General features: G+C 70.6%; 29 protein-coding genes. 12 read left to right on the top strand and 17 right to left on the bottom strand.

The window, feature by feature from the left end; all coding sequences use genetic code 11:
- Nucleotides 1-3: 3 nt before the first annotated feature.
- Nucleotides 4-909, bottom strand: a complete 906-nt coding sequence (locus tag EDD27_RS02535) for a TAXI family TRAP transporter solute-binding subunit (RefSeq protein WP_241563825.1) — start codon at nucleotides 907-909, stop codon at nucleotides 4-6.
- Nucleotides 910-935: 26 nt separating this feature from the next.
- Here EDD27_RS02535 and EDD27_RS02530 point away from each other — a divergent pair, with 26 nt between their 5' ends.
- Nucleotides 936-1661, top strand: a complete 726-nt coding sequence (locus EDD27_RS02530) for a Mut7-C RNAse domain-containing protein (protein ID WP_127930881.1) — start codon at nucleotides 936-938, stop codon at nucleotides 1659-1661.
- Nucleotides 1662-1728: 67 nt separating this feature from the next.
- Nucleotides 1729-4299 carry an AfsR/SARP family transcriptional regulator gene (locus tag EDD27_RS02525; protein WP_127930880.1) on the top strand — a complete coding sequence of 857 codons (2571 nt, stop codon included), beginning with the start codon at nucleotides 1729-1731 and terminating at the stop codon, nucleotides 4297-4299.
- Nucleotides 4300-4331: 32 nt separating this feature from the next.
- Here EDD27_RS02525 and urtE read toward each other — a convergent pair whose 3' ends face one another.
- Genes urtE through urtA form a run of 5 tightly spaced genes read right to left on the bottom strand, consistent with a single transcriptional unit; the run spans nucleotide 4332 to nucleotide 8804 of the window.
- Nucleotides 4332-5021, bottom strand: a complete 690-nt coding sequence (urtE, locus tag EDD27_RS02520) for an urea ABC transporter ATP-binding subunit UrtE (protein WP_127930879.1) — start codon at nucleotides 5019-5021, stop codon at nucleotides 4332-4334.
- Complete coding sequence (urtD, locus tag EDD27_RS02515) at nucleotides 4999-5748, bottom strand: urea ABC transporter ATP-binding protein UrtD (protein WP_127930878.1); 750 nt, start codon at nucleotides 5746-5748, stop codon at nucleotides 4999-5001. The genes urtE and urtD overlap by 23 nt, the downstream gene beginning before the upstream one ends.
- Nucleotides 5732-6754: an urea ABC transporter permease subunit UrtC gene (gene urtC, locus EDD27_RS02510; protein WP_127930877.1), complete on the bottom strand. Its 1023-nt coding sequence runs from the start codon at nucleotides 6752-6754 to the stop codon at nucleotides 5732-5734. Before urtC ends, urtD begins: the two co-directional genes overlap by 17 nt.
- A complete protein-coding gene (gene urtB / locus EDD27_RS02505; RefSeq protein WP_127940441.1) occupies nucleotides 6751-7599 on the bottom strand; it encodes an urea ABC transporter permease subunit UrtB in 849 nt (282 codons plus the stop codon). Before urtB ends, urtC begins: the two co-directional genes overlap by 4 nt.
- Nucleotides 7599-8804: an urea ABC transporter substrate-binding protein gene (gene urtA, locus EDD27_RS02500; RefSeq protein WP_127930876.1), complete on the bottom strand. Its 1206-nt coding sequence runs from the start codon at nucleotides 8802-8804 to the stop codon at nucleotides 7599-7601. The genes urtB and urtA overlap by 1 nt, the downstream gene beginning before the upstream one ends.
- Nucleotides 8805-9002: 198 nt before the next feature.
- Here urtA and EDD27_RS02495 point away from each other — a divergent pair, with 198 nt between their 5' ends.
- From EDD27_RS02495 to EDD27_RS02465, 7 genes are all read left to right on the top strand, one after another.
- Entirely contained in the window at nucleotides 9003-9305 is a 303-nt protein-coding gene (locus tag EDD27_RS02495) for an urease subunit gamma (protein ID WP_127930875.1), read from the top strand.
- Entirely contained in the window at nucleotides 9302-9613 is a 312-nt protein-coding gene (locus EDD27_RS02490; protein ID WP_127930874.1) for an urease subunit beta, read from the top strand. The genes EDD27_RS02495 and EDD27_RS02490 overlap by 4 nt, the downstream gene beginning before the upstream one ends.
- Nucleotides 9606-11324 carry an urease subunit alpha gene (locus EDD27_RS02485; RefSeq protein WP_127930873.1) on the top strand — a complete coding sequence of 573 codons (1719 nt, stop codon included), beginning with the start codon at nucleotides 9606-9608 and terminating at the stop codon, nucleotides 11322-11324. Before EDD27_RS02490 ends, EDD27_RS02485 begins: the two co-directional genes overlap by 8 nt.
- Before the next feature lie 27 nt (nucleotides 11325-11351).
- Nucleotides 11352-12140, top strand: a complete 789-nt coding sequence (locus EDD27_RS02480) for an urease accessory protein UreF (protein ID WP_127930872.1) — start codon at nucleotides 11352-11354, stop codon at nucleotides 12138-12140.
- Between the two features lie 13 nt (nucleotides 12141-12153).
- Nucleotides 12154-12828: an urease accessory protein UreG gene (ureG, locus tag EDD27_RS02475; protein ID WP_127930871.1), complete on the top strand. Its 675-nt coding sequence runs from the start codon at nucleotides 12154-12156 to the stop codon at nucleotides 12826-12828.
- Between the two features lie 167 nt (nucleotides 12829-12995).
- The gene (locus EDD27_RS02470) at nucleotides 12996-13736 is read left to right on the top strand and encodes an urease accessory protein UreD (protein ID WP_241563824.1); all 741 of its coding nucleotides are present in this window, start codon (nucleotides 12996-12998) and stop codon (nucleotides 13734-13736) included.
- 4 nt (nucleotides 13737-13740) lie between these two features.
- Nucleotides 13741-14217 (top strand): hypothetical protein, encoded by a 477-nt coding sequence (locus EDD27_RS02465; RefSeq protein ID WP_127930869.1) that lies wholly within the window; start codon nucleotides 13741-13743, stop codon nucleotides 14215-14217.
- Here the strand turns inward: EDD27_RS02465 and era are convergent.
- The 8 genes from era to EDD27_RS02425 all read right to left on the bottom strand — a co-directional run bounded on the left by era (nucleotide 14208) and on the right by EDD27_RS02425 (nucleotide 20335).
- A complete protein-coding gene (era, locus tag EDD27_RS02460) occupies nucleotides 14208-15116 on the bottom strand; it encodes a GTPase Era (protein ID WP_421914617.1) in 909 nt (302 codons plus the stop codon). The genes EDD27_RS02465 and era overlap by 10 nt on opposite strands.
- Nucleotides 15117-15134: 18 nt before the next feature.
- Entirely contained in the window at nucleotides 15135-15611 is a 477-nt protein-coding gene (locus EDD27_RS02455; RefSeq protein WP_127930867.1) for an NUDIX domain-containing protein, read from the bottom strand.
- 1 nt (nucleotide 15612) lies between these two features.
- Complete coding sequence (locus EDD27_RS02450; RefSeq protein WP_127930866.1) at nucleotides 15613-15930, bottom strand: cytidine/deoxycytidylate deaminase family protein; 318 nt, start codon at nucleotides 15928-15930, stop codon at nucleotides 15613-15615.
- A 10-nt stretch (nucleotides 15931-15940) separates the two neighbouring features.
- Entirely contained in the window at nucleotides 15941-16573 is a 633-nt protein-coding gene (locus EDD27_RS02445) for a hypothetical protein (RefSeq protein ID WP_127930865.1), read from the bottom strand.
- Nucleotides 16574-17093: 520 nt separating this feature from the next.
- Nucleotides 17094-18389: a hemolysin family protein gene (locus EDD27_RS02440; RefSeq protein WP_127930864.1), complete on the bottom strand. Its 1296-nt coding sequence runs from the start codon at nucleotides 18387-18389 to the stop codon at nucleotides 17094-17096.
- Entirely contained in the window at nucleotides 18386-18862 is a 477-nt protein-coding gene (gene ybeY / locus EDD27_RS02435; protein ID WP_127930863.1) for an rRNA maturation RNase YbeY, read from the bottom strand. The genes EDD27_RS02440 and ybeY overlap by 4 nt, the downstream gene beginning before the upstream one ends.
- Nucleotides 18859-19899: a PhoH family protein gene (locus EDD27_RS02430; protein ID WP_127930862.1), complete on the bottom strand. Its 1041-nt coding sequence runs from the start codon at nucleotides 19897-19899 to the stop codon at nucleotides 18859-18861. The genes ybeY and EDD27_RS02430 overlap by 4 nt, the downstream gene beginning before the upstream one ends.
- A gap of 91 nt (nucleotides 19900-19990) precedes the next feature.
- Complete coding sequence (locus EDD27_RS02425) at nucleotides 19991-20335, bottom strand: histidine triad nucleotide-binding protein (RefSeq protein WP_127930861.1); 345 nt, start codon at nucleotides 20333-20335, stop codon at nucleotides 19991-19993.
- Nucleotides 20336-20614: 279 nt separating this feature from the next.
- On the opposite strand from EDD27_RS02425, the gene EDD27_RS02420 reads away from it, so the two are divergent.
- Together EDD27_RS02420 and EDD27_RS02415 are read left to right on the top strand one after the other, a co-directional pair.
- Nucleotides 20615-21127 (top strand): SigE family RNA polymerase sigma factor, encoded by a 513-nt coding sequence (locus EDD27_RS02420; protein ID WP_080047132.1) that lies wholly within the window; start codon nucleotides 20615-20617, stop codon nucleotides 21125-21127.
- Nucleotides 21124-21753, top strand: a complete 630-nt coding sequence (locus tag EDD27_RS02415) for a hypothetical protein (protein ID WP_127930860.1) — start codon at nucleotides 21124-21126, stop codon at nucleotides 21751-21753. The genes EDD27_RS02420 and EDD27_RS02415 overlap by 4 nt, the downstream gene beginning before the upstream one ends.
- 26 nt (nucleotides 21754-21779) lie before the next feature.
- Here EDD27_RS02415 and EDD27_RS02410 read toward each other — a convergent pair whose 3' ends face one another.
- The 3 genes from EDD27_RS02410 to hrcA are packed head-to-tail and all read right to left on the bottom strand — an operon-like array spanning nucleotide 21780 to nucleotide 24666.
- A complete protein-coding gene (locus EDD27_RS02410) occupies nucleotides 21780-22505 on the bottom strand; it encodes a 16S rRNA (uracil(1498)-N(3))-methyltransferase (protein ID WP_127930859.1) in 726 nt (241 codons plus the stop codon).
- Nucleotides 22502-23641, bottom strand: coding sequence for a molecular chaperone DnaJ (gene dnaJ, locus EDD27_RS02405; protein WP_127930858.1), 1140 nt, complete (start codon nucleotides 23639-23641; stop codon nucleotides 22502-22504). Before dnaJ ends, EDD27_RS02410 begins: the two co-directional genes overlap by 4 nt.
- Nucleotides 23642-23652: 11 nt before the next feature.
- Nucleotides 23653-24666, bottom strand: a complete 1014-nt coding sequence (gene hrcA / locus EDD27_RS02400; RefSeq protein WP_127930857.1) for a heat-inducible transcriptional repressor HrcA — start codon at nucleotides 24664-24666, stop codon at nucleotides 23653-23655.
- Nucleotides 24667-24821: 155 nt separating this feature from the next.
- Here hrcA and EDD27_RS56215 point away from each other — a divergent pair, with 155 nt between their 5' ends.
- Nucleotides 24822-25661, top strand: a complete 840-nt coding sequence (locus EDD27_RS56215) for a DUF456 domain-containing protein (protein ID WP_241563823.1) — start codon at nucleotides 24822-24824, stop codon at nucleotides 25659-25661.
- Nucleotides 25662-25669 lie beyond the last annotated feature (8 nt).

Here is a 25669-nt window from a genome sequence, read left to right as displayed (position 1 = left end):
GGCTCAGCCGTAGACGGAGCGGTAGTAACGGATGGCGCCGGGGTGGAGCGGGACGGCGCCCGTGCCGATGGCGTACCGCTCGTCGAGCCGGCCGCCGGGGGCCGACGCCCCCTGGAGGCGGTCGCGGGCCCGGAACACCGTCTCGGTCACGATGTAGGCGGTGTCCTCCGGCAGCGTCGTCCGGCACATCAGGTAGCTGGGGGCGCCCACCGTCGGCATCGGCAGCGCCGCCCCGTACGCGCCCGCGGGCACCAGCACGTGCTCGTACACCGGCCCGAAGCGACGCCGCAGCACCGGCACCAGCTCCTCCAGCGGAATCAGCCGGATGTCGCCGAGCGCGGCCAGCGCGGGCGTGGGCACGCCGCCCGACCAGAAGAAGGCCTCGATCTCCCCGCCGCGCAGCGCCTTGACGGAGGCGTCCAGTTCCAGCCTGACGATGTCCGGCGGCCGCTTCAGACCGGCGGCGGCCACCACACGTTCGGCGATCACCGCCGTGCCCGATCCCGGCGCCCCGATGGACACCACCCGCCCGGCCAGCTGCCCGACCTCGGCGATCCCGGAATCCTCGCCGACGACCAGGTGAACGTAGTTCATGTACACCCTTGCCAGCGCGGACACCGGCTGACGGCGTACCCGTACCGCGTCTTCAGCGCTGTCGGCCAGCGAGAACCCCACGTCTGCCCGCCCGTCGGCCATCATGGCGAGGTTCTGGACGCTGGCGGCGGTCTGCACCACCCGCACGGGGATCCCGCCGCGCCACAGCTCCTTGGCCAGCTGGTCACCGAGCTGCCCGTACAGCCCACCGGACTGCCCGGTCACCAGCCGCAGGTCGGCCGGCGGGGCGCCGCCGCCCGAGCACCCGGCCGCCAATAGGGCGAGCCCGAGCAGGTAACGACGGGATATGGACATGAACTCACGTTATCCGGTGGCACAGAATGGATTTCGTGACCGCACGCCTGCGCATCGCACCAGAGCTGAGGATGTTCCTGCCCGTGAGCCGCCGCCAGGAATGGCAGGAGGTGGCGCCGGACGGCACGTCCACGCTGGGCCACCACGTGGAGTCGGTCGGCATCCCGCTGACCGAGGTGGGCCCGATGATCGTGGACGGGCGCGGCGTGTCGCCCTCCTACCAGCCGGCGTCCGGCGACGTGGTGGAGGTGCACCCGATGCCCCGGCCGCAGCCGCTGCCCGGCGAGCCGCGTTTCCTGCTGGACGTGCACCTGGGCACGCTGGCCCGGCGGCTGCGGCTGCTCGGCATCGACGCCGCCTACCACAACGACATGGACGACCCCGCGCTCGTGGCGCAGGCCAACGAGGAGCGCCGGGTGCTGCTCACCCAGGACCGCGGCCTGCTGCGCCGCCGGGCGCTGTGGCTGGGCGCGTACGTGCGCGGCTCCCGCCCCGCCGACCAGCTCCGTGACCTGCTCGAACGGTTCTCTCCACCGCTGCGCCCGTGGACCCGGTGCACGGCGTGCAACGGCCGCCTGGAGCCCGTGGCCAAGCAGGAGGTGGTGGCGCTGCTGGAGGCGGGCACGAGGCGCAACTACGACGCGTACGGCCGCTGCCAGGAGTGCGGGCAGGTCTACTGGCACGGCGCGCACAGCGACCGGCTCGAGGAGATCGTGGAGTCGGCCCGCGCATGGGCCGGCGGCATCCGCTGAGAGCCCGCATGGGCGGTGGATCAGATGTGCCATTCTGATCGAGATCTCCTCCCCGAAAGAAGGCCGCGTGGAATTTCGCATCATGGGGCTGCTGGAGGTACGCGACGACGACGGGCGGGATCGCACGCCGACCGTGCCGAAGCATCGCGACCTGCTGGCGTTGTTCCTGTTGAACGCGGGACGCCCGCTGACGGCCGAGCGGCTGCGCAGGCTGCTGTGGCCGAGCGAGGGCGGCGACCGGTCCGACTCGCTGATCCGCGGTTACGTGGGGCAGCTGCGCCGGCTGGTCGGCCAGGACGTGATCATCACCGTGGCCGGCGCCTACATGCTGGCTCCCGGCGAGGGGCGGCTGGACGTCGATCGGTTCCGGCTGCTCGTGGACCGGGAGGCCTACGAGGAGGCGCTGGCGCTGTGGCGGGGCGAGGTCCTGGAGGACGTGGACCCCGAGGGGGAGCGGTGGGCGGAGACGCGGCGGCTGCGAGAGGAGCTGGAGGAGCTGCGGCTGCTGGCGCTGGAGCGCAGGCTGCAGGCCGACCTGGACGCGGGGCGGCACCGTGAGCTGCTGGCCGAGCTGCGGCACCTGACCAAGCAGCACCCGATGTGGCAGCGTTTCCGCGGCCAGTACATGCTGGCCCTCTACCGCAGCGGCCGCCGGGTGGACGCCCTGGCCGCGTACGCAGTGCTGCGCGACCAGCTCGACGGCGGGCACGCGATCGAGCCGGACCCTGAGCTGCAGCTGCTCTACCACCGCATGTTGCACGACGACGTGTCCCTTCACGTGTCGGCGGGCCCGCCGGTGCTGCTGCCGCCCGACGTCGCCGACTTCACCGGCCGGACGGAGCTGCTGGACCTGGTGATCGGCAGCCAGGTCGTGGTGCACGGCCAGGCCGGGGCGGGCAAGTCGGCGCTGGCGGTGCACGCGGCCTGGCGGCGGCGCGAGAGCTTCCCCGACGGCATCCTGTACGCCGACCTGCGCGAGACCACGGCCCCCGCGGCGGTGCTGGAGGACTTCCTGCGCTGGCTGGGCTGCCCGGCGCAGGCGATACCGGCGACGCTGGAGCAGCGCGAGCGGCTGTTCCGCGCCTACACCGCCAACCGCAAACTGCTGGTGCTGCTGGACAACGCCGTCGACGAGGCCCAGGTGCGGCCGCTGCTGACCTCGTGCCCGACGGTCGTGACCAGCCGCTCCTCGCTCGGCGGCCTGACCGGCGCGCTGCGGCTGTCGGTGGGGGTCCTCGACGACGGGGACGCGCTGGAGCTGCTGGTCAGGAGCTCGGGCCGGCAGGCGGACGAGGCGCTGCGCAGGCTGGCGAGGTTCTGCGGCGGCCTGCCGATCGCGCTGCGCGTCGCCGGCTCCCGGCTGGCGGCCCGGCCGGAGTGGACCGTCGACTACCTCGTGGGCCTGCTGGAGGACGAGCACAAGCGGCTCGACCGGTTGCACGCGGGCGATCTGGCGGTGCGCAGCGTGTTCGCGATCGGGTTCGACGGGCTGCCCGAGGGCGCCAAGCTGACGCTGCGCGGGCTGGGCGCGCTGTCGGCGCCGGACTTCGCGGACTGGGTGACCGAGCAGCTGGGCGGCCAGGCGGAGGCGCTGGTCGACGCGGGGCTGCTGGAGACGCATGGCGTGGACGTGGCGGGCCAGGTCCGCTACCGGCTGCACGACCTGACCCGGCTGTTCGCCCGGGAGCAGCCGGTGCCGGGTGTGCTGGCGAAGCTGTCGGAGGTGGTGCTGGCCCGGGTGCAGGCCTCGCGGTTCTCGCTGGTGTCGGGCGATCCGGCCACAGCGGTGGCGACCAGGGACATCAGGGAGTCGGTCGAGTGGCTGGCGGCCGAGCGGGCGTTCCTGGTCAGCCTGGTCGGCGACCTGCGCGCGGCGGGCCTGGACGACGGATGCTGGCGGCTGGCGCACCTGCTGACGCCTTATCTGGAGCGGCACCGGTTCCTGGACGACTGGCGGGCGGTGACCGGGCCCGCGCTGGAGTCTGCGCGCCGGGCGGGCGACGACCGGGGCGCGGCGCTCATGCTGCTGGACCTGGGCGACCTGCACCTGGCCGAACGGGAGTGGGACCGTGCGCACGAGAGGCTGCGGCTCGCGCTCGGCATGTTCCAAAGCCAGGGCCGCACCCGGGACGTCAACCACACCAGGCGCCGGCTCGGCCGCGTGCACCTGGAGCAGGGGCGTCTGGAGGAGGCGGAGCGTGACCTGCTCACCTGCCTGGAGGGCGCGGCCAACCAGCGCGACATGGCGGACGCCGAGCGGGTGCTCGGCACCGTGCTGCGCCGCGCCGGCCGGCTCGACGAGGCCGCCGACCGGCTGCGGGCCGCCGTCGGGCACCTCGCCGAGCTGGGCGACCGGCACCGGCAGGCCGACACGCTGCTGGAGCTGTCCGCGGCGTACCTGGCGCAGGGTGCGAAGCCGGCCGCCAGAGAGGCCGCCGAGCAGGCCAGGGGCATCGCCGTCCGCCTCGGCGACCGGCTGCTCGACGCGCACGCCCTGCTGGCGCTGGCCAGGGTGAACCGCGCGGAGGGCGCGGCCGGGCGCGCGCGGGAGCTGGCTCAGGCGGCGCTTGAGGTCTACGAGGAGACCGGCGACCGCCAGGGCGGCGCGAACGCCCGCGCGCTCCTGGCGCTCGCCTAGGCCCGACCGCCCGCGCCCTCCTGGGCGCCCGATCAGACCGCCAGCAGGCGGCGGACGTCCTCGCGCTGCAGGTCCTCGGCCTCCCCGGTCCGTACGACGTGCCCGGCGTCGAGGATGAGGAACCTGTCGGCCAGCCGCAGCGCGATGTCCAGGTACTGCTCCACGAGCAGCACGGCCATCCCGGAGGCGTGCAGCTGCTCGATGGCCGCCTCGATCTCGAGGATGATCGACGGCTGGATGCCCTCGGTCGGCTCGTCGAGGATGAGCATCCGCGGCCTGGTCACCAGGGCGCGCGCCATGGCGAGCTGCTGTTGTTGCCCGCCCGACAGGTGCCCGGCGCTGCGTTTGAGCATGGGCTTGAGCGCGGGGAAGAGGTCGAGCGCCTCGTCGATGGCGCGTTTGGGCTGCTTGGCGGCCTCCACGGTGACCAGCAGGTTGCCCAGGACGGACAGCTGGGGGAAGCACTGGTGGCCCTGCGGGACGTAGCCCATCCCGATCCGCACCCGCTCGTGCGGCTTCAGCTTGGTGACGTCGCGCCCGTCGAAGGCGACCGTGCCCGCCGTCGCCGGCAGCACCCCCATGATGGTGTTGAGCAGGGTGGTCTTCCCGACGCCGTTGCGTCCCATGACGCACACGAGGCGGCCGGGATCGACCTCCAGAGAGACGCCGAACAGTACGCGGGCCCTCCCGTAACCGGCTTCAAGGGCGGTTACCGATAGCATCCTTGGGCCTCCTCCCCAGGTAGACCTCCTGCACCCGCGGGTCGGCGCTGACCTGGTCGACCGACCCCTCCACGAGGATCTTGCCCTCGTGCAGCACGGTCACCTTCGAGGCGTGCCGCCGCAGGAATTCCATGTCGTGTTCCACCACGATCACCGTGTGGTCGTCGGCGATCTCGGTGAGCAGTCTGCCGGTGCGCTCGCGTTCGTCGCTGGACATGCCCGCCACGGGCTCGTCCAGGAGCAGCAGCCGGGGCCGCTGCGCCAGCAGCATCCCGATCTCCAGCCACTGGCGCTGGCCGTGCGAGAGAACGCCGGCTGAACGCTCGGCGAGCTCTTCGAGTCCCGTCCTGGCCAGGGCCTCCTCGACGGCCTCCGAGACGCCCCTGCGCCGCCTCGCCAGCGACCACAGCGGCTTGCGGAAGCTGGCGGCCAGGTCGAGGTTCTCCAGGACGGTGAGCTCCTCGAACACGACCGAGGTCTGGAACGTGCGCCCGACGCCTAACCGGACGATCTGGTGCTCCTTCCGGCCCACGAGGTCGTAGCCGCCGAACCGCACGCTGCCCGCCGCGGGCTTCGTCAGGCCGGTGATCACGTCGATCAGGGTGGTCTTGCCGGCGCCGTTGGGGCCGATCAGGAAGCGCAGCTCACCCTCGGGCACGGTCAGGTCGACGCCGTCGAGCGCACGGTAGCCGTCGAAGACGACGTGCACGTCACGTAGCTCGAGCACTTCGCAACCTCCCCATGATGCCGACGATGCCCTTCGGGGCGAGCGTCATGACCAGGATGAACAGCGCTCCCTGCAGGTAGAGCCAGCCGTCGGCGAACTGCTCGCTGAACGCCGTCTTCGCGTAGCCCATGACCACGGCGCCGAGCACGGCTCCGGCCAGCGCGTGCCGCCCGCCGACCGCCACCGCGACGACCAGCTCCAGCGACGGCACCACGCCGAGCAGCGCGGGCGAGAAGATGCCGACGACGGGCACGAACAGCGCGCCCGCCAGCCCCGCCATGCCCGCCGACACGGCGAAGGTGACGGTCTTGACCAGGGCCGGGTCGTAGCCGAGGAACCGCACCCGGTCCTCGCCGTCCCTGACCGCGACGAGCAGGCGGCCGTACCGGCTGTTCACCAGCTGCCGGGTGGCCAGGTAGAGCACTCCGAGCACGCTCGCCACGACCAGGTAGAGGCCCCGCTGGGTGGAGTCCTCGGCGAGGTCCTGCCCGAACAGCTCGAAGAAGTTGGTCATGCCGTTGGTGCCGCCGGTCAGCCCCTGCTGGCCGACCAGCAGGATGACCAGCGCGGCGGCCAGCGCCTGGGTGAGGATCGCGAAGTACGCCCCCCGTACCCGCTGCCGGAACACCAGCGTGCCCAGGATCAGCGCGAGCATCACCGGTCCGAGCACGGCCATGCCGAGCGCGAAGACCGGGTTGGCGAACGGCACCCACAAGGCGGGCAGGTCCTCCACCCCGCTCCACACCATGAAGTCCGGGAGCCCGCCCGGCCCCGCCTCGGTGAGCTTGAGGTACATCGCCATCGAGTAGCCGCCGAGCCCGAAGAACACGCCCTGCCCCAGCGTGAGCATGCCGCCCTGCCCCCAGGCCAGCCCGATCCCGAGCGCGACGATCGCGTAGCACAGGTATTTGGCGAGCAGCCCCAGCCGGAACGGCTCCAGCAGGAGCGGCGCCGCGACCAGCGCCACCACCGCGATGGCGGCGAACGGCAGATTCCGTTTGATCATGTCAGCACCCTCGACCTGAGCACGAACATCCCCTGGGGCCGCACCTGCAGGAACGCGATGATGACCGCGAAGACGATCACCTTCGCCAGCGAGGCGTCCGACCAGAACTCGGCGTAGGAGTTCAGCAGTCCCAGCCCGACGGCCGCGAGCACCGCCCCGCGCAGCTGCCCGAGCCCGCCCGCGACCACGACGAGGAACGCGTCCACGATGTAGTACGTGCCGAGCGCCGGCCCGACGGGCCCGATGAGCGTCAGCGCCACCCCGGCCACCCCCGCCAGGCCGGAGCCGATGAAGAACGTCAGCATGTCCACCCGGCCGGCGTCGATCCCGCTGGTGGAGGCCAGCTGCCGGTTCTGCACCACGGCCTGCGTGCGCCGCCCGAGACCGGTCCTGTTGAGATAGACCCAGACCGCGACCACGCCCGCGATCGCCAGGGCCATGATGAACAGCCGGTTGTACGGCAGGATGCCCACCCCGCCGGCCAGCCACGAGGGGGCGGGCACCTGCACGTTCGGCGCCCCGAACAGGTCGCGGGCGAGCTGCTGCAGCACCAGGCTCACGCCCCAGGTGAGCAGCAGCGTGTCCAGCGGCCGGCCGTAGAAGTGCCGGATGGCGCTGCGCTCCAGGACCAGCCCCATGAGCCCGGCCACCAGGAACGCCACCGGCAGCGCGAGCACCATGTCCTGCAGCAGGAACGCGGTGTACGCGCCCGCCATGATGAACTCACCGTGGGCCATGTTGATCACGCCCATCTGCCCGAACGTGAACGTCAGCCCGAGCGCGATGAGCAGCAGCACCGCCCCGATCGACAACCCGATCGGCAACTGGTTGACGAAGGCCGACATCAGGAGGCCGCCAGCCCGGCCGCCCACGGGTAGCCCTTGAGGTACGGGTCCGGCTTGATCGGCTCGCCGGAGTCCCACACCTGCTTGATCAGGCCGTCGGGCTGGATGATGCCGATGCGGGCGGTCTTGTACATGTGCTGGTTCTCGCCGTCGATGGTGACCAGGCCTTCTGGGCGTTCCAGCGCGATGCCGGGGGCGGCCTTCTTGACGGCCTCGACCTCGGTCGTGCCGGCCTTCTTGACCGCCTCGGCCCACAGGTAGACGGCGTTGTACCCGGCCTCCATGGGGTCGGAGGTGACCTTGTTCTGCCCGTACTTGGCCTTGAAGGCCTTGACGAAGGCGTCGTTGGCCGGGGTTTCGGTGGTCTGGTAGTAGTTCCAGGCCACCGGGTGGCCGACGATGTTGTCCACGCCGATGCCGGTGACCTCCTCCTCGGCGATGCTCACCGACAGCACCGGCATGCTCTCGGCGGTGGCGCCGGTGCTCTTGAGCTGCTTGAAGAAGGCGACGTTGCTGTCGCCGTTGAGGGTGTTGAACACCGCGTCCGGCTTGGCCTGGGTGACCTTGTTGACCAGCGTGGAGTACTCGGTGTGGCCGAGCGGCGTGTACTCCTCGCCGAGGATCTCCATCCCGTTCGCGGCCGCGTACGCTTTGATGATCTTGTTGGCGGTGCGCGGGAAGACGTAGTCGCTGCCGACCAGGAAGATCTTCTTCTTGCCCTGTTCCTTCAGGTAGTCCAGGCCGGGGATGATCTGCTGGTTGGTGGTGGCGCCGGTGTAGAAGATGTACGGCGAGCTCTCCAGTCCCTCGTACTGCACCGGATACCACAGCAGCGCCTTGTAGCGCTCGAAGACCGGCAGCATGGCCTTTCTGCTGGCCGAGGTCCAGCCGCCGAAGACGGTGGCGACCTTGTCCTGCCTGATCAGCTTGGTGGCCTTCTCCGCGAACGTCGGCCAGTCGGAGGCGCCGTCCTCGGCCACGGGGACGAGCTTCTTGCCCAGCACGCCGCCGGCCTTGTTGATCTCCTCGATGGCGAGCAGTTCGGCGTCGCGCACGGTGACCTCGCTGATGGCCATCGTGCCGCTGAGCGAGTGGAGCAGGCCGACCTTGATCTCGTTCGACTCGGCGGCGGGTTGGGCGTCGGATCCGCAGGCCGCGAGGGTGAAGAGGACGAGCGCGGAGACGATTGCGCGAGATGTGCGCACAGCGGTTCCTTCCTGCCGGGCGTTCCTGCCAGAAAGGTGACTCCGCTGAATTTCCCTAGGAGATCCCTGGAGTTAAGACGTCATTGCCAACCATTCACAAATGCACTTAATCCGGTATGAGGCCGTTGGCCGCAGGGCGAAACCAACACGACATCACCCGGCAACAGTCAGGAAACGGCCGGTTCCTATGGTCCGGCCATGCGGCTTACCTCACACGAGCAGGAGCGGCTGCTCATCCACGTCGCCGCCGGGGTGGCGCGCGAGCGGCAGGCCAGAGGCCTGCGGCTCAACCACCCCGAGGCTACCGCCATCATCGCGTCATTCCTCATGGAGGGCGCCAGGGACGGGCGTACCGTGGCCGAGCTCATGGAGGCCGGGCGGTCCGTGCTCGGCCGGGCCGACGTCATGGAGGGGGTGCCGGAAATGCTGGAGAGCGTGCAGATCGAAGCCACGTTCCCGGACGGCACGAAGCTGGTGACCGTGCACAGGCCGATCCCGTGATCCCGGGCGAATACGTGCACCCCGACGGCTCGCTCACGCTCAACCCCGGGCGCGAGCGGGTGACGGTGCGGGTGGTCAACACGGCGGACCGGCCGATCCAGGTGGGGTCGCACTACCACTTCGCGGCCGCCAACCCGGGGCTGGAGTTCGACAGGAAGGCGGTCTGGGGCATGCGGCTCGACGTGCCGGCGGGCACCGCGGTCAGGTTCGAGCCCGGCGTGGAACGGGACGTGACGCTGGTGCCGCTGGCCGGCAACCGGGTGGTCCCGGGGCTGCGGCCGGAGTGGGCAGGACCGCTCGATGACTGACGGAGCTCGGATCTCACGCGCCCGCTACGCGGCGCTCTACGGACCCACCACCGGCGACCAGATCAGGCTGGCCGACACCGACCTGTTCATCGAGGTCACCCAGGACCTGTCGATCGGACCCGCCGGTCCCGGCGACGAGGCCGTCTTCGGCGGCGGCAAGGTCATCCGCGAGTCCATGGGGCAGGGCCTGGCCACCCGGGCCGAAGGCGCGGTCGACCTGGTCATCACGGGTGTCGTCATCCTCGATCACTGGGGTGTGGTCAAGGCCGACGTCGGCATCGTCGACGGCCGCATCCACGCCATCGGCAAGGCCGGCAACCCGGACACGATGAACGGCGTGGACATCGTCATCGGGCCCTCCACGGAGGTGCTGGCAGGCAACGGCAAGATCCTCACCGCCGGGGCCGTCGACTCGCACGTCCACCTGATCTGCCCGCAACTGCTCGACGAGGCCATCGGGTCCGGTGTCACCACGATCGTCGGGGGCGGCACCGGACCCGTCGAAGGCACCAAGGCCACGACCGTCACCGGGACGTGGTATCTGGGCCGCATGCTGGAGTCGCTGGACGCGTACCCGCTGAACTTCGCGCTGCTCGGCAAGGGCAACACGGTCAGCGGCGAAGGGCTGCTGGAGCAGCTCAGGGCCGGGGCCTCGGGCTTCAAGCTGCACGAGGACTGGGGCACCACGCCGGCCGCCATCGACGCCTGCCTGAGCGTGGCCGACGCGTCCGGCGTGCAGGTGACGATCCACACCGACACGCTCAACGAGGCCGGGTTCGTCGAGTCGACGCTCAAGGCCATCGGCGATCGGATGATCCACGCGTACCACACCGAAGGGGCGGGCGGCGGGCACGCGCCCGACATCATCCGCGTCGCCGCGTACTCGAACGTGCTGCCGTCCTCCACCAACCCGACCAGGCCGCACACCGTCAACACGCTCGACGAGCACCTCGACATGCTGATGGTGTGCCACCACCTCAACCCGTCGATCCCGGAGGATCTGGCCTTCGCCGAGTCGCGCATCCGGCCGTCGACGATGGCCGCCGAGGACGTGCTGCACGACATGGGCGCGATCTCGATGATCGGCTCGGACTCGCAGGCCATGGGGCGGATCGGCGAGACGATCATCCGTACGTGGCAGACGGCCCACGTGATGAAGGCCCGGCGCGGCGCTCTGGGGTCAGGCCCCGCCGACAACCTCCGCGCTCGCCGCTACGTCGCGAAATATACGATCTGCCCGGCCATCGCCCACGGCCTGGACTCCGAGGTCGGCTCCGTCGAACGCGGCAAGCTCGCCGACCTCGTCCTCTGGGACCCCGCCTTCTTCGGCGTCAAGCCGGACCTGGTGCTCAAGGGCGGCGTGGTGGCCTGGGCCCAGATGGGTGACGCCAACGCCTCCATCCCGACGCCGCAGCCGGTGCTGCCCCGGCCCATGTTCGGCGCCTCGCCGGTCACGGCCGCGGCCACCTCGCTGCACTTCGTCGCGCCGCTCGCCCTGGACTCGGGGCTCGCCGACCGGCTGGACGTGCGCCGGCGGCTGGTCCCGGTCGCGGACGTACGCCGGCGTGGCAAGTCCTCGATGCCCCTCAACGACGCCCTGCCCAGGATCGAGGTGGCGCCCGACACGTTCGAGGTCCGCATCGACGGCGACCTCATCGAGCCGGCTCCCGCCGCCAGCCTGCCCATGGCACAGCGTTACTTCCTGTTCTGACCAGCGAGATGCGATGTATTTGATCTGATGAACCCGGCCCTGCTCCTTATCGCCGACTCCCGCCTGCCGGCCGGCGGCCACGCCCACTCGGGCGGGGTCGAACGCGCCGTCGCGTCGGGGGCGGTGCATGACGTGCCGTCGCTGGACCGCTTCCTTCGGGGGCGCCTCCACACGTCCGGCACCCTCGCCGCCGCCCTCACAGCCGCCGCCGCCCTCCAGGCCTCCGGTACGCCCACCCGCCCAGCCCCGGGCACCGCCCGGCCGGACGCGGGGGCCACCCGCCCGGCCGCCGGCACCGCGCAATCCGCCGGCGGCGCGGACGAGTCGCCCTGGGTGCGGCTCGATGAGGAGGTGGACGCGCGGACCGCCTCACCGGCCCAGCGGGACGCCTCCAGAACCCAGGGCAGGCTGCTCCTCCGGGTCGCCCGGCGTGTGTGGCCGTCCAACGTGCTGAACGACCTGGCGCAGGCCGTCCCACATCCGCACCACCCGATCGCACTCGGCGTGGCCGCGCACGCGGCGGGGGCCGCGCCCGAGGAGGCGGCCATGGCGGCGGCGTACCACGCGGTCAGCGGCCCGGCCACGGCGGCGGTGCGGCTGCTGGGCCTGGACCCGGTCGCCGTGCACGCGCTGCTGGCCGCCTTCACGCCCGATCTCACCGCCGTGGCCGCCCAAGGCCACTTCGCGGCCACGAACGCGCACCCGGCACCCCAGCTCGCCCCCCAATGGGAGGCGTTGCCCGCGTACTCAGCACCAGCACTGGACCTTCTGGCCGAGCAGCACGCTCAGGCCGAGGTCAGGCTGTTCGTCTCATAGGAAGGACCCCGACATGGGAGCCAATCACGACGACCATCACCACGCACCCGACGGCCGCGGCCGCGCGTTGCGGCTCGGCGTGGGCGGCCCGGTGGGCAGCGGCAAGACGGCCCTGGTGGCCGCGCTGTGCCGGACGCTGGGCCCGTCGCTGTCCCTCGGCGTGGTGACCAACGACATCTACACCACCGAGGACGCCGACTTCCTGCGCCGGGCCGGTGTGCTCGACCCCGAGCGCATCATGGCCGTCGAGACCGGCTGCTGCCCGCACACCGCGATCCGCGACGACATCGCCGCCAACCTCGACGCCGTCGAGACCCTGGAGCACCGTTTCGGGCCGCTGGACCTGGTGATCGTGGAGAGCGGCGGCGACAACCTGACGGCGACGTTCAGCCGGGGGCTGGCGGACGAGCAGATCTTCGTCCTGGACGTGTCGGGTGGTGACAAGGTGCCGCGCAAGGGCGGTCCCGGGGTCACGACGGCGGACCTGCTGGTGATCAACAAGACCGACCTGGCCCCGATGGTGGGCGCCGACCTGGGGGTGATGGCCCGCGACGCGGCGAAGGTACGCGGGGCGCGGCCGGTGCTGTTCACGTCGATCCGGCAGGACTCCACTGCCGCCGCCGTCGCCGACTGGGTCTCCGAACGGGTGACGGCCTGGTCCCACGCCCACGCGACCGCCGTCTCGTAATGCCTCCCGCACCCACCGGCCCCACCGGGTCCGGCGAGCGCACGGGGCTCGCCGCAGCGACCGGAGCAGACGCGACCACGCGGTCCGCCGGGCATGCCCGCCCTGCGGGTGCCGGCGGATCGCCAGCCGGGCGGGGCGGGCGTAGGGCGATGCGGGCGTGTGCCGCCGTGGCCACCACGCTGTCGGCGGACGGCAGGACCATGGTCAGCCGGATGGCCTCGGATCCGCCGCTGACGCTGCGCCAGACCGGCCCGTCCACCGTCCACCTCGTCTCGACGGCGGCCGGCCCGCTCGGTGGCGACCGATTGGCGCTGGACGTGGACGTCGCCCCCCGTACCACCCTGGAGCTGGGCTCGGTGGCGAGCACGCTGGTCCTGCCGGGCGAGGGCGAGTCCGAGATGCTGATCACCGCCCGGGTGGGCGCGGGCGCGACCCTGCGCTTCGCCCCCGAGCCGACGGTGCTCGCCACCGGCTGCGAGCATCGCCTGATCGTCCGGCTCGCCCTGGAGCCGGACGCGAGCGTGCTGTGGCGCGAGGAGATCGTCTTCGGCCGGTACGGCGAGGAGCCGGGCCGCTGCCACGCCCGCTTCGACGTCACCTGCGCCGGCCGCCCGGTGCTCCGGCAGGAGTTCACCGTGGGCGACCCGGCGCTCGACGCCTCACCGGCCGTTTTCGGCGCGGCCCGCTGCGTCGGCACCACGTTTCTCACGGCCACGGCCAAGGAACCGCTCGTGGCCGACGGGGTCGCGGTCCTGCCCCTGGCGGCGTCGGGCACGCTGGTGTCGGCCCTGGCCGGCGACGCCGTGGAGCTGCGTTCACGCCTGGAATGGGGGGAAAGAGCAGCTTGCGTCGATGGTGATGACTCCGTTGCGTACGGTGGCCCGGCGGACGGCCCCGGCATACAGTGATCGTGTGGCCGAAGACCTCAAGCCCGCGCCGCCCGGCACCCGTCGCGGCCACGCGCTGGCCGTGGCCGTCGCCGGGGCGCTCCTGGTGTTCTGCGCGGTCCTGCCCTGGGCGGGCCTGGAGGCGAAGATCGGCCTGATCGGCGGCGGAGTGGCCGCCGACGTGCGGGGCATCGACGACGTGTTCGGCGTCTACACGATGGTGGCGGGGCTGGCGGCACTGGCGTGCGGCCTGGCCGGGCTGTTCGCGCATCCGAGGCTCGCCGCCTTGGCTGTCATCCCGGGCGCGGTGGCCGTGCTGGCGGTGGTCATGTTCGTGACCGAGGGCAGCGGCGTGCAGGACCGGATATCCGTCGACCTGGGGCTGCTGTCGGTCGCGCCGGTGATCAGGCTCGGCTGGTTCGCGGCGCTGGCGTGCTCGCTCGGGGTCGTGGTGCTCTCGGTCCTCGCGTTGTTCCGCCGGGCGCGCCCGCGTCAGTCGTAGAAGCCCAGCCGCCGCAGCTGCTTGGGGTCGCGCTGCCAGTCCTTGAGCACGCTGATCCGCAGGTCCAGATAGACGCGCGTGCCCAGCAGCGCCTCGATCTGCTTGCGGGCCCTGGTGCCGACGTCGCGCAGCCGCTCCCCCTTGTGCCCGATGATGATCGCCTTCTGCGACGGCCGCTCCACGAAGAGGTGCGCGTAGATGTCCAGCAGGTCGTCACGCCCGTCGCGGGGCAACATCTCGTCGACCACCACGGCGATGGAGTGCGGCAGCTCGTCGCGCACACCCTCCAGCGACGCCTCCCTGATCAGCTCCGCGACCAGCACCTGCTCCGGCTCGTCGGTGAGCTGCCCGCCTTCATAGAGCGGCGGCGACTCCGGCAGGTGCTCGATCAGCACGTCCGCCACCACGTCGAGCTGCTCGCCCGACTGCGCCGACACCGGCACGATCGCGGCGAACTCCGCCACCTCCGACACCGCCAGCAACTGCTCGGCGATCCGCTCCTTGGAGGCCAGGTCGCACTTGGTCACCACGGCCACGACGGGCGTCTTCTTCACCGCGGACAGCTTGTCGGCGATGAACCGGTCGCCCTTGCCGATCGGCTCGTTGGCCGGCACGCAGAAACCGATCACGTCCACCTCGGTGAGCGTCGACAACACCAGGCTGTCGAGCCGCTCGCCGAGCAGCGTGCGCGGCCGGTGCAGGCCCGGCGTGTCCACGATGACGAGCTGCGCGTCGGGGCGGTGCACGATGCCCCTGATGGCCCGCCGGGTGGTCTGCGGTTTGGAGGAGGTGATCGCGATCTTGGTGCCGACCAGGGCGTTCATCAGCGTGGACTTGCCGACGTTCGGCCTCCCCACGAAGCAGGCGAATCCGGCGCGATGGCTGTCTGGCGAAGTCACATTCTGCATTCTGTCCCATCAACAGGCGTGTTCACGCCACCAGGTGAACGCCTCGGGCGCCACGAGCGGCGTCCAGACGGTCGTGCGCAGCTCGCCGAGCTCCTTCTCGGTCACCCATCGGTAACCGGTGATCTCGTCTCCGTCGGGCTCGGGCACACCCGAGACGAGCGCACATCCGTAGACGGCGATGACGTAGCCGCACTGGTGGCCGTTCGGGTATTGGGTGCGGAACTCGGGGCCTCCGTAGACGCCGATCAGCCCGCGTACCTCGATCTCGATGCCGAGCTCCTCCTGAAGCTCCCTGACCACGGCGTCCTGCGGGCGCTCGTCGGGGTCGATGCCGCCGCCCGGCGCCGCCCAGAGCCCGACGTCGCCGTGGCGGGCCACCAGCAGCCGGCCCGCGTCGTCGAACACGTAGCCGGCCACCGACGGCAGCATGAGCAACTCGGAGCCGACCTTCTCCCGCAACCTGGCCAGGAACGGCGACATCGGCATGTCAGCCCCGCAGCGTGCCGTCGGGGCCCGCCACGAGCAGCGATTTGACGCCCAGCTCCGCGGCCACGGCCGCGTCGTCGGGGCCCGGCTCGCCCTCGGTCACGAGCGCGACCGCCTCCAGAGAACGCGCGCCGCTGGAGATCGCCATGGCCACCGCCACCTGCACCGCCGACAGCGTGAGCGAGGCGAGTGCCACGTTGGTCGCCGAGTAGGTGCGCCCGGTCTCGTCGCGCACCGCGGCCCCTTCGGCCGTGCCGCTACGTGCCCTTGCCGCCCGGGCCAACGTGATGATCTTGCTGTCTTCAGGATCGAGAGTCACGGGCACTAGGTTATTCGCCGGCCATGGCCAAGGCCGCCGCGACCACCTTGCGCGTGCGGGTGCTGTCCACGTCGTTCATGCCGGTGTGCACCACTGACACGATCGTGTCGCCCACCCGGGAGAGCACGACGTCGAGCGCGTACGGGTAGCCGTGCAACCGGCCCTGCAGCCGTGCCGCCACGGCCTCGTCGCCGACGTCTTCGACCGGCAGCTCGTGCAGCCGCAGATCGGTGCCGGTGGAGGTGCGTACCTCCCGGCACGCCGCCCGTGCCCTGGCCAGCGCGTCGAGGTGCTCCTCGGCCTCCTCGCCCGCGTACTTGGCCAGGCCGACCCCAGCCTGCTCGCCCAGCCTGTCCCCCTGGAAGCTGACCGCCGCCTGGGCGGTCAGCGCGTGCGTGGGAGCGTGCCCGCCTGCCGGTTCGAGCAGCGCCCGGCAGTTCTGGTCCGCGGGGCCGAACGGCATCCGCCACGCCTGCTCCGGCCGGGCTGTGAACCCGTCAGGCATCGGCGGCTTCTTGCTGACCGCCTCGCGCAGCTGGGCCATGGCGCTCGGGTCGATGAAGCTCTCCGCGCCTTCGCCGCCGCATCCCGCCAGGGTGCAGGCAAGCAGAGCGCAGGCGATGGTCCCCTGTCTTCGTCTCATGATCCCCCCTGGCGCGAAGCCTCCCCCGCCGATTAATGCACCAATCCATCGGAGCTCCCACCAACACGCAAAAAGGGTGCCCCCATCCGGTTTTCCGGATGAGAACACCCTTTACGCCGATCAGCGTCTCAGTCGGCCGCCCGACCGGGACGCTGTCGTCCCCCCTGGATCCATCCTCTCGCCGCGAACCCCACCCGGCGATCGGATGCTTCCCCTCTGACACCCACCGCACTGGATGTCGTGATTTGAGAGTGCCGGAGGTCGCTTGCAGAAGACTTGTAGAACGCTTGCGGTATCCATCCACATTCGTCCACAGGCCATCCCACAGACCGATCTTCCCCCGGATCAGGACTTCTCACCCGCGCCGGCCCTCCCGACCAGGACTCCCCCGCACGTGCGGACCCTCCTGCCACATGTCGCCGCGCCCAGCGCCTGCGTCCCTCTTTCCCCCAAGGGACCAGCACCGAGGTACGGCGGAGCAGCGCCGCCGGCGGGTCCCGGCGACGCACGGCCAACGACGCTAGTCGCGTTCGGCCGCGGCCGGGACGGCCTCGTCCTCCGGGGGCGTGACGCGGCGGGCCACCACGGTGCTGATGCGGTTGCGGCGGCCCGCGAGGGTCTCCGCGGTGAGTGACAGCCCGGCCACCTCAGCGTGGGACCCGGCGATCGGCACCCGGCCGAGGGCGTGGGCCAGCAGCCCGCCCACGGTCTCCACATCGTCGACCTCGATATTGACGCCGAACAGCTCGGCCAGCTCGTCGACGGGCATCCGGGCCGTCACCCGCAGGCCACCGTCGGGAACAGGCTCGACGCGCGGCGCCTCCTGGTCGTACTCGTCGGTGATCTCACCGACGATCTCCTCCAGCACGTCCTCGATCGTGACCAGACCGGCGGTGCCACCGTATTCGTCGATGACGATGGCGATGTGGATCTGCCTGGCCTGCATCTCCCGCATCAGCTGGTCGATGGGCTTGCTCTCGGGCACGTACGCGGCCGGACGCATGATCGACTCGACCGGCTCCTTGCCACCGCCCTCGCCCGACTCGTGGATCTTGCGGGCGATGTCCTTGAGGTAGGCGATGCCGACGACGTCGTCCTCGTTCTCGCCTACGACCGGCATGCGGGAGAAGCCGCTGCGCAGCGCCAGCGACAGAGACTGGCTGATGCTCTTGCCGCGCTCGATGTAGACCATGTCGGTGCGCGGCACCATGACCTCGCGCACCAGCGTGTCGCCCAGCTCGAAGACGGAGTGGATCATCTCGCGCTCGTCGGGCTCGATCACCCGGCGTTCCTCCGCCAGGTCCACCAGGTCGCGCAGCTCCGCCTCGGAGGTGAACGGCCCGTCGCGGAACCCCTTGCCCGGTGTCAGCGCATTGCCCAGCAGGATCAGCAGCTTGGGAAGGGGGCCGAAGATGCGCGTCAGGCCGTACACGATGGGCGCGCTGGCCAGCGCGACCGGCTCGGCGTGCTGACGGCCCAGCGTACGGGGCATGACCCCGACCACCACGTAGCTGATCACGATCATCACGACCGCGGCCCACACGTAGGCCCAGCCCTGGTCGTGCATGACGTCGATGAACAGCAGCGTCGCGATGACCGTGGCGATCAGCTCACAGCTCAGCCGCAGCAGCAGGAGCAGGTTGAGGTAGCGCGACGGGTCGGTCACGATGGCCTGCAGCCGGGCCGCGCCCCGCCTGCCGTCCCGGACGAACTCCTCGGCGCGCACCCTGGAGATGCGCGTCAGCGCCGTTTCCGCACTGGCGATCAGGCCACCGATGATCACGAGGGCGATGGCTGACAGCAACCAGCCGTTCACCGCGGGTTGCGCACCTCCTGCCACGACTCCAGGAGCTGCGCCTGGAGGCCGAACATCTCCTTGTGCTCCTCCGGCTCCGCATGGTCGTAGCCGAGCAGGTGCAGGATGCCGTGGGTGCACAGCAGCTCGAGCTCGTCGGCCGTGCCGTGCCCCGCCTCCTTCGCCTGCCTGGCGGCCACCTGCGGACAGAGCACGACGTCTCCGAGAAGCGCGGGGTCAGTCGGACTCTCAACGTCGCCACGCGCGCCGCCACCGGGGCGCAGCTCGTCCATCGGGAAGGCCAGCACGTCGGTCGGGCCGGGCTCGCCCATCCACTTCTCGTGCAGCTCCGCCATGGCACCCTCGTCGACGACGACGACGGACAGCTCGGCAAGCGGGTTGATGCCCATCTCGCCGAGCACGTGAGCGGCCAGCGCCACGAGGCCCTCTTCGTCGACCCCGACGCCGGACTCGTTGTTGATCTCGATGCTCACGGTCGCCGCTTCCCCCGGTGCTGGATCTGCTTGGGCTCCTGGGCGGCCAGTGAGGCGTCGTAGCGTCCGTAGGCGTCCACGATCTCGCTCACCAGCTTGTGACGCACCACGTCGGCGCTGGTCAGCCGGGAGAAGTGGATGTCCTCGATGCCGTCAAGGATCTCCTGGACCACCCGAAGCCCACTCACCGTGCCCGAGGGCAGATCCACCTGCGTCACGTCACCAGTCACCACGATCTTGGAGTTGAAACCGAGCCGGGTGAGGAACATCTTCATCTGCTCGGCCGAGGAGTTTTGCGCCTCGTCGAGGATGATGAACGCGTCGTTCAGCGTGCGGCCCCGCATGTACGCGAGCGGCGCGACCTCGATGGTGCCGTTGGCCATCAGCTTGGGGATGGAGTCCGGGTCGAGCATGTCGTGCAGCGCGTCGTAGAGCGGCCGCAGGTAGGGGTCGATCTTCTCATAGAGCGTGCCGGGCAGGAAGCCCAGCCGCTCCCCCGCCTCGACGGCGGGGCGGGTGAGAATGATCCGGTTGACCCGCTTCTCCTGCAGCGCCCGCACGGCCTTGGCCATGGCGAGATAGGTCTTGCCGGTGCCGGCCGGGCCGATGCCGAACACGACCGTGTGCTTGTCGATGGCGTCGACGTAGCGCTTCTGGTTGACGGTCTTCGGCCTGATCGTGCGCCCGCGCGAGGACAGGATGTCGAGGGACAGCACCTCGGCGGGGCGGTCGGAGGTCATGCGGAGCATGGCGATGCTGCGCTCGACCGCGTCGGGGGTGAGCTCGCCGCCGCTGCGCAGCACTTCGACGAGCTCTTCGAAGAGCCGCACCACGGTGCCGCTCTCATCGGGGCTGCCGGTCACGGTGATCTCGTTGCCCCGTACGTGGATGTCGGCCCTGAAAGCGCCCTCGATGACGCGTAGCAGCTCGTCGCGGGAGCCGAGGAGGCTGACCATCGGGTATTCGTCCGGAATCAGCACCTTGGCTTGAGTGCGCGAGGGAGGTGCCGTGCGTCGGGATTCGTGTAGTTCGGACATGGGCAGGCCAGCGGCCTGATGCCTCCCGGTCTCTTTCGGTGTGCTTCTCCGCCCATGGTATCCGGGGCCGGGCGGATTGCTCTCCTCAATATCACCCTGGCGGCCAGGTCAGGTCGCGCCCGCCCAGGACATGGGCATGCACGTGGAAAATGGTCTGGCCGGCGCCCGGGCCGGTGTTGAAGACGATCCGGTAGCCGCCGTCGGCCACGCCCTCCTGCACGGCCACCGCGTGGGCGGTCTTGAGCACGTCGTCGGCGAGCCCGTCGTCCGCGTCGGCCAGCGCGGCCGCGGTGGGGTGGTGGCCTTTCGGGATCACCAGCACGTGGGTGGGAGCCTGCGGATTGGTGTCGCGGAACGCCAGTGTCCTGCCGCTTTCGTAGACGATCTCGGCGGGAATCTCCTTGGCAACGATTTTGCAGAAGAGGCACTCGTTCACAGCAGCACCCTATCGAGCCCCCTTCCGTTGGAGAGTCCGTTGCGAATCGGTAATCGTCAGTGTCGTGCGTGAGAAGATCCGCGCGGTTAGGGTGTGTGTGCGACACTTCAGAACAAAAGACGATTCAGGGTCGGGCGAGCGCCACCTGGCGAGGACACGACTGGCGTAATGCACCCTAAGGAACCGGGGAAACCTCAAGAACCGGAAGAGCGTAAACCCACTGGGAAGGCCGCGCGTCCCACTGATGTGACCACCGAAACCCTTCTGGCCGACAGGTCGATGGGGGCGGTGCCAGTCGGGTGGGATGCCGACATGGCCGTTACCGCGCTGTACAGTGCGCACTTCCGGTCATTGGTGCGTCTCGCTGTGTTGCTCGTGCGCGACATAGCAACCGCTGAGGAGGTCGTGCAGGATGCGTTCGTCGCCATCCATGGCGCATGGCGTAGGCTGCGTGACCCCGACAAAGCACTCGCCTACCTCCGTCAATCCGTCGTCAACCGGTCCCGTTCCGTGCTGCGTCACCGCGCGGTCGTCGAGAAGTACGCTCCCAAGGGCCTGCCGGACGCCCCGAGCGCCGAGAACGGCGCGATCGGCGAGCTGGAACGCTCCGCCGTCATCGAGGCGTTACGTGCCCTGCCGACCCGACAGAGAGAAGCACTGGTCCTGCGGTATTACGGTGATCTGTCCGAAGCTGAGATCGCCCACGCCATGGGCATCAGCAAGGGCGCGGTCAAGAGCCACACCGCACGTGGCATGGCCGCCTTGCGATCCGTCCTGGAGAAAATGTCATGACCCAGCCCCCCGACGAGCACGGCGACCTCCTCCGCCGTGCGCTCCGCGCGGAGGCGGACGCGGTCGTGCCCTCGCCGGACGGACTGGAGATCATCCGCGCCCGGATCGAGCGGCGCGGCGTACGTAACCTGTTCTGGTGGCGTGCGGGTGCGGCCGCCGCCAGTGCCGTGCTGGTGGCGGGGGCGATCGTGATGGCCGTCCCCGGGCTGCGCTCGCAGATCATCGAACAGCAGACCTTCCAGCCGGTCGAGAACGAGACCACCTCCAAGGTGCCGTCCAACTCCTCCACGACCCGCTCGCAGCAGCCGCCGCCCCCGGAGCCGACCCCTGAGCGGAACCCGGCCGTGGTTCCCGCGGAATCCCCGTCCCCGACTCCGCGACCGGCGAAGACGGCGAACTCGACCAGCAGGCCGTCGAAGAGCCCCAAGCCCACGTCCACCCCGTGCCCCTCCCAGGCCGAGACGGCCGAGCAGTGCCCGACGGCCTCCCCCACGCCGACGCCGTCGGACGTGGAGTCCACCACGAAGCCTTCCGCGTGCCCGCTGGAGGAGTGCCCGCCCGACGACACGACCGACGGGCCCACTGAGCTGGCCAGCCCGCTCGTGGACGCCTCTCACACGCCCTGAGACGTCACCGGCCCGTCCTGAGTGCGTCACCAGCGTCCGGTACGCGCGAGCAGCACGGCCGCCGCCGCCACCCCCGCCGTGGAGGTCCGCAGGACCGTGGGCCCGAGGAGCACGGGCACGGCCTTGGCCGCCTGGAACCTGGCCAGCTCTTCCTCCGAGACGCCCCCCTCTGGCCCCACGACCATCACGATGTCGCCGCCCGCGGGCAGCTCCATGCCGGACAGCGGCTCGGCCGCCTCCTCGTGCAACACCAGCCCCAGCCCCGCGCCGGCCAGCAGCGCCTCGACGCGCGCGGTGGAGGCGAGCTCGGTCACCTCTGGCAGATGGAACCTGCGTGCCTGCTTGCCCGCCTCGCGTGCGGTGGAGCGCCAGCGGGCGAGGCCTTTGGCGACCTTGTCGCCCTTCCACTGGGTGATGCTGCGCGAGGCCGACCAGGGCACGATCACGTCCACGCCCGCCTCGGTCATCATCTCGACCGCCATCTCGCCCCGGTCACCCTTGGGCAGCCCCTGGACGACGACGAGCCGCGGCTGGGGCGCTTCGACCCGGTAGCGGGCCAGCACGTCGAGCCTGAGCGCGTCCTTGAGCACCTCGCGTACGACGCATTCGGCGACCGCGCCGGCTCCGTCGGTGAGGTCGACGCGCTCACCGGCCCGCAGGCGGCGTACGGAGGCCGCGTGCCGCCCCTCCGGGCCGCCGAGCGTCAGCTCGGGCCCGTCGAGCTCCTCCGAGAGGAAGACGGGTACGGTCACCGGCCGTTGAACGCGTCGCGCAGCCGCGAGAAGAAGCCCTGCTGACCCGGCGCGAACTTGCCCGGCGGCCGCTCCTCGCCCCGCTGCTTGGCCAGCTCCTTCAGCAGGTCCTCCTGCGCGGTGTCGAGCCGGGTCGGGGTCTCGACGTTGACGTGGATCAGCAGGTCGCCCCTGCCGGACTCGTTGAGCCGCTGCACGCCGCGCCCGAACATGGTGATGACCTGGCCGGACTGGGTGCCCGGGCGGACGTCGATCTCCTCGGAGCCGTCGAGCGTCTCGACCACGAGCACGGTGCCGAGCGCGGCGGCCGTCATCGGGATCTGGACGGTGCAGTGGAGGTCGTCACCGCGCCGTTCGAAGATCTCGTGGGCCCGCTCGACGATCTCCAGGAACAGGTCTCCGGGCGGGCCGCCGCCAGGGCCGACCTCGCCCTCGCCGGCGAGCTGGATGTGGGTGCCGTCCTCCACGCCCGCGGGGATGCGGACCTTGATCGTACGGCGGGTGCGCACCCGGCCGTCGCCGGAGCACTCCTGGCAGGGGTGGCGGATGATGGTGCCGAAGCCGCCGCACTGCGGGCACGGCCGCGAGGTCATGACCTGGCCCAGGAACGAGCGGGTGACCTGGGAGATCTCGCCGCGTCCGTTGCACATGTCGCAGGTGTCGGGGTGCGTGCCCGGCGCGGCGCCGGCCCCGTGGCAGACCTCGCAGAGCACCGCCGTGTCGACGACCAGCTCGCGAGTGGTGCCGAACGCCGTCTCGCGCAGGTCGAGCTCGACGCGGATGGTGGCGTTGCGGCCCCGGCGCGCCCGCGAGCGCGGCCCTCGGGTGCCGGCCGCCGAGCCGAAGAAGGCGTCCATGATGTCGCTGAACGGGAAGCCGGCTCCGAAGCCCGCGGCGCCCGCTCCTGCTCCCGCGCCGGCGAAGGGGTCCCCGCCCAGGTCGTACATCTGGCGCTTGTTCGGGTCCGACAGCACCTCGTAGGCCTGCGTGATCTCCTTGAACCGCTCCTGGGTCTCAGGGTCAGGGTTCACGTCGGGGTGCAGCTCGCGTGCGAGGCGGCGGTATGCCTTCTTGATCTCGTCCTGACTGGCGTCACGGCGCACCCCGAGGGTGGCGTAGTAATCGCTGTTTGCCACTTATCGACCTCTTATGATGCAGCCAGGATCTGGCTGACGTAGCGAGCCACCGCACGCACGGCGCCCATCGTCACGGGATAGTCCATCCTGGTCGGCCCCAGCACGCCGAGCCTGGCCAGTTGGTTGTCGCCAGAACCGTATCCGGTCGCGACGACGGATGTGCCGCGTAGGTAAGGGTTTTCCGAACCGATGCGGACGGTGAGCGCGGAGGGGGTGTCCGAGGACGTCTCGCCGAGCAGCCGCATGAGCACGACCTGCTCCTCCAGCGCCTCCAGCACGTCACGCAGGCCGGTGGAGAAGTCGGCGCCGGCGAGGTTGGCCGCGCCGGCGAACACGATCTTCTCGTCGTGCCGTTCCACCAGGGTCTCGAGCAGCACCGACAAGATTGTCGCCACCGCGGGCCGGTCTTCGACCGGCAGCCGCTCCGGCAGGTCGGCGACCAGCTCGGGCACGTTGCTCAGGCCGCATCCGTCGAGGCAGGCGTTGAGCACCGCACGCAGATGCGCGATGCGGTTGTCCTCCACCACCTCGGGCAGCTCGATCACGCGCTGCTCGACGCGGCCGGTATTGGTGATCAGCACGAGCATGACCCGCCGGTCGTTCAGCGGCACCAGCTCGACGTGCCGGACCGTCGAGCGCGTCAATGTCGGGTATTGCACGACCGCCACCTGCCTGGTCAGCTGCGCGAGCAGCCGCACGGTGCGGGTGACCACGTCATCGAGGTCCACCGCGCCGGCGAGGAAGGTCTCGATCGCCCTGCGCTCGGCTCCCGACAGCGGCTTGATCTGCGAGAGCCGGTCGACGAACAGGCGGTATCCCTTGTCCGTCGGCACGCGTCCCGCGCTGGTGTGCGGCTGTGTGATGTAGCCTTCCTCCTCCAGCGCGGCCATGTCGTTTCTGACCGTCGCCGGGGAGACCTTCAGGTTGTGGCGCTCGGCCAGCGCCTTGGAGCCCACCGGTTCGTTGGTGGACACGTAGTCTTCGACAATGGCGCGGAGCACCGCCAATTTCCGATCGTCGAGCACGTGCTCACCTCCTGCCCTCTTCCTTCAGGAACGACGTGTCTAGCACTCTGTGTTCCCGAGTGCCAAGTGTACGGCTCTCGCCCACAAGGTGCGATAACACCGGCTCCCATCCTGTTGCTAGCGGCTTACAAGCGACAGGGCCCACACTTGCCGACATGTCGGACAATTCGCAACCGCCGTCGTACGGGCCACCTCCAGGACACGACCCCTACCACGGTCAGCCACAACCGCCTCAGCCGGGTTACGGACCTCAGCCCGGCACTCAGCCCGGCTACGGACCGCAACCGGGCTCCCAGCCCGGCTACGGGCCCCAACCGGGCTCCCAGCCAGGATGGGGGCCGCCGCCGCAGTACGGCACCACTCCCCAGTACGGACAGCCACCTCAGTACGGCCAATATGGCCCGGAGGGCCAACAGCCCCAATTCCCCCCGCACATCAATTCCAAAGCCATAAAGCCCAGCCTGTGGTGGCTGGCGGCGGCCTGGGGCGTGGCCGTGGTCTGCGGGATCGTCGGCGTCGTCATCTTCGTCGGCGGGGTGCTCGGCAGCGTGACCGATGCGGCCCCCACCAAGACGTTCTCGCCCGGCGAAAGCATCACGGTGACCGTCGACCCGGCCGACAAGCCGGCCGTCTACGTCGCCACCAACACGCGGATCAACTACGAGTGCGAGATCTCCGGCGGTTCCGGCCAGGCCAGGCTCGCCGAGACCAGCGGCAGCCAGTCGCTCACAGTCGGCAGCGTGACGTGGGAGCAGATCCTCGTGATCAACGCGCCGAGCAAGGGCGACTACCAGCTGACCTGCACCAACCAGGAGACGGCGAACGTCAAGTACGGCGTCGGCAAGCCGGTGACCTCCGCCGCGGGCGGGATCGTCGGCGGGACCGTGGCGCTGTTCCTGATCCCCGGCGCCGGAATCCTCCTCGCGATCGTCGCCACCGTCGTCGTCCTCATGCGCCGTAGCTCTGCGCGCAAGCGCCTTGCGGTCGGCGGGTGATTTGCTAC

Source organism: Nonomuraea polychroma, from assembly GCF_004011505.1.
Taxonomy (GTDB): Bacteria; Actinomycetota; Actinomycetes; order Streptosporangiales; family Streptosporangiaceae; genus Nonomuraea; species Nonomuraea polychroma.
This window is presented reverse-complemented; position numbering and strand designations above follow the sequence as displayed.

Excerpts from the sequence above, each read along its gene's own strand:
- EDD27_RS02535 (WP_241563825.1), bottom strand. The coding sequence starts at position 909 with ATGTCCATATCCCGTCGTTACCTGCTCGGGCTCGCCCTATTGGCGGCC.
- EDD27_RS02530 (WP_127930881.1), top strand. The coding sequence starts at position 936 with ATGGATTTCGTGACCGCACGCCTGCGCATCGCACCAGAGCTGAGGATG.
- urtE (WP_127930879.1), bottom strand. The coding sequence starts at position 5,021 with ATGCTATCGGTAACCGCCCTTGAAGCCGGTTACGGGAGGGCCCGCGTA.
- urtC (WP_127930877.1), bottom strand. The coding sequence starts at position 6,754 with ATGATCAAACGGAATCTGCCGTTCGCCGCCATCGCGGTGGTGGCGCTG.
- urtB (WP_127940441.1), bottom strand. The coding sequence starts at position 7,599 with ATGTCGGCCTTCGTCAACCAGTTGCCGATCGGGTTGTCGATCGGGGCG.
- EDD27_RS02495 (WP_127930875.1), top strand. The coding sequence starts at position 9,003 with ATGCGGCTTACCTCACACGAGCAGGAGCGGCTGCTCATCCACGTCGCC.
- EDD27_RS02485 (WP_127930873.1), top strand. The coding sequence starts at position 9,606 with ATGACTGACGGAGCTCGGATCTCACGCGCCCGCTACGCGGCGCTCTAC.
- EDD27_RS02480 (WP_127930872.1), top strand. The coding sequence starts at position 11,352 with ATGAACCCGGCCCTGCTCCTTATCGCCGACTCCCGCCTGCCGGCCGGC.
- ureG (WP_127930871.1), top strand. The coding sequence starts at position 12,154 with ATGGGAGCCAATCACGACGACCATCACCACGCACCCGACGGCCGCGGC.
- EDD27_RS02455 (WP_127930867.1), bottom strand. The coding sequence starts at position 15,611 with ATGCCGATGTCGCCGTTCCTGGCCAGGTTGCGGGAGAAGGTCGGCTCC.
- EDD27_RS02445 (WP_127930865.1), bottom strand. The coding sequence starts at position 16,573 with ATGAGACGAAGACAGGGGACCATCGCCTGCGCTCTGCTTGCCTGCACC.
- EDD27_RS02430 (WP_127930862.1), bottom strand. The coding sequence starts at position 19,899 with ATGTCCGAACTACACGAATCCCGACGCACGGCACCTCCCTCGCGCACT.
- EDD27_RS02420 (WP_080047132.1), top strand. The coding sequence starts at position 20,615 with ATGGGGGCGGTGCCAGTCGGGTGGGATGCCGACATGGCCGTTACCGCG.
- EDD27_RS02415 (WP_127930860.1), top strand. The coding sequence starts at position 21,124 with ATGACCCAGCCCCCCGACGAGCACGGCGACCTCCTCCGCCGTGCGCTC.
- EDD27_RS56215 (WP_241563823.1), top strand. The coding sequence starts at position 24,822 with ATGTCGGACAATTCGCAACCGCCGTCGTACGGGCCACCTCCAGGACAC.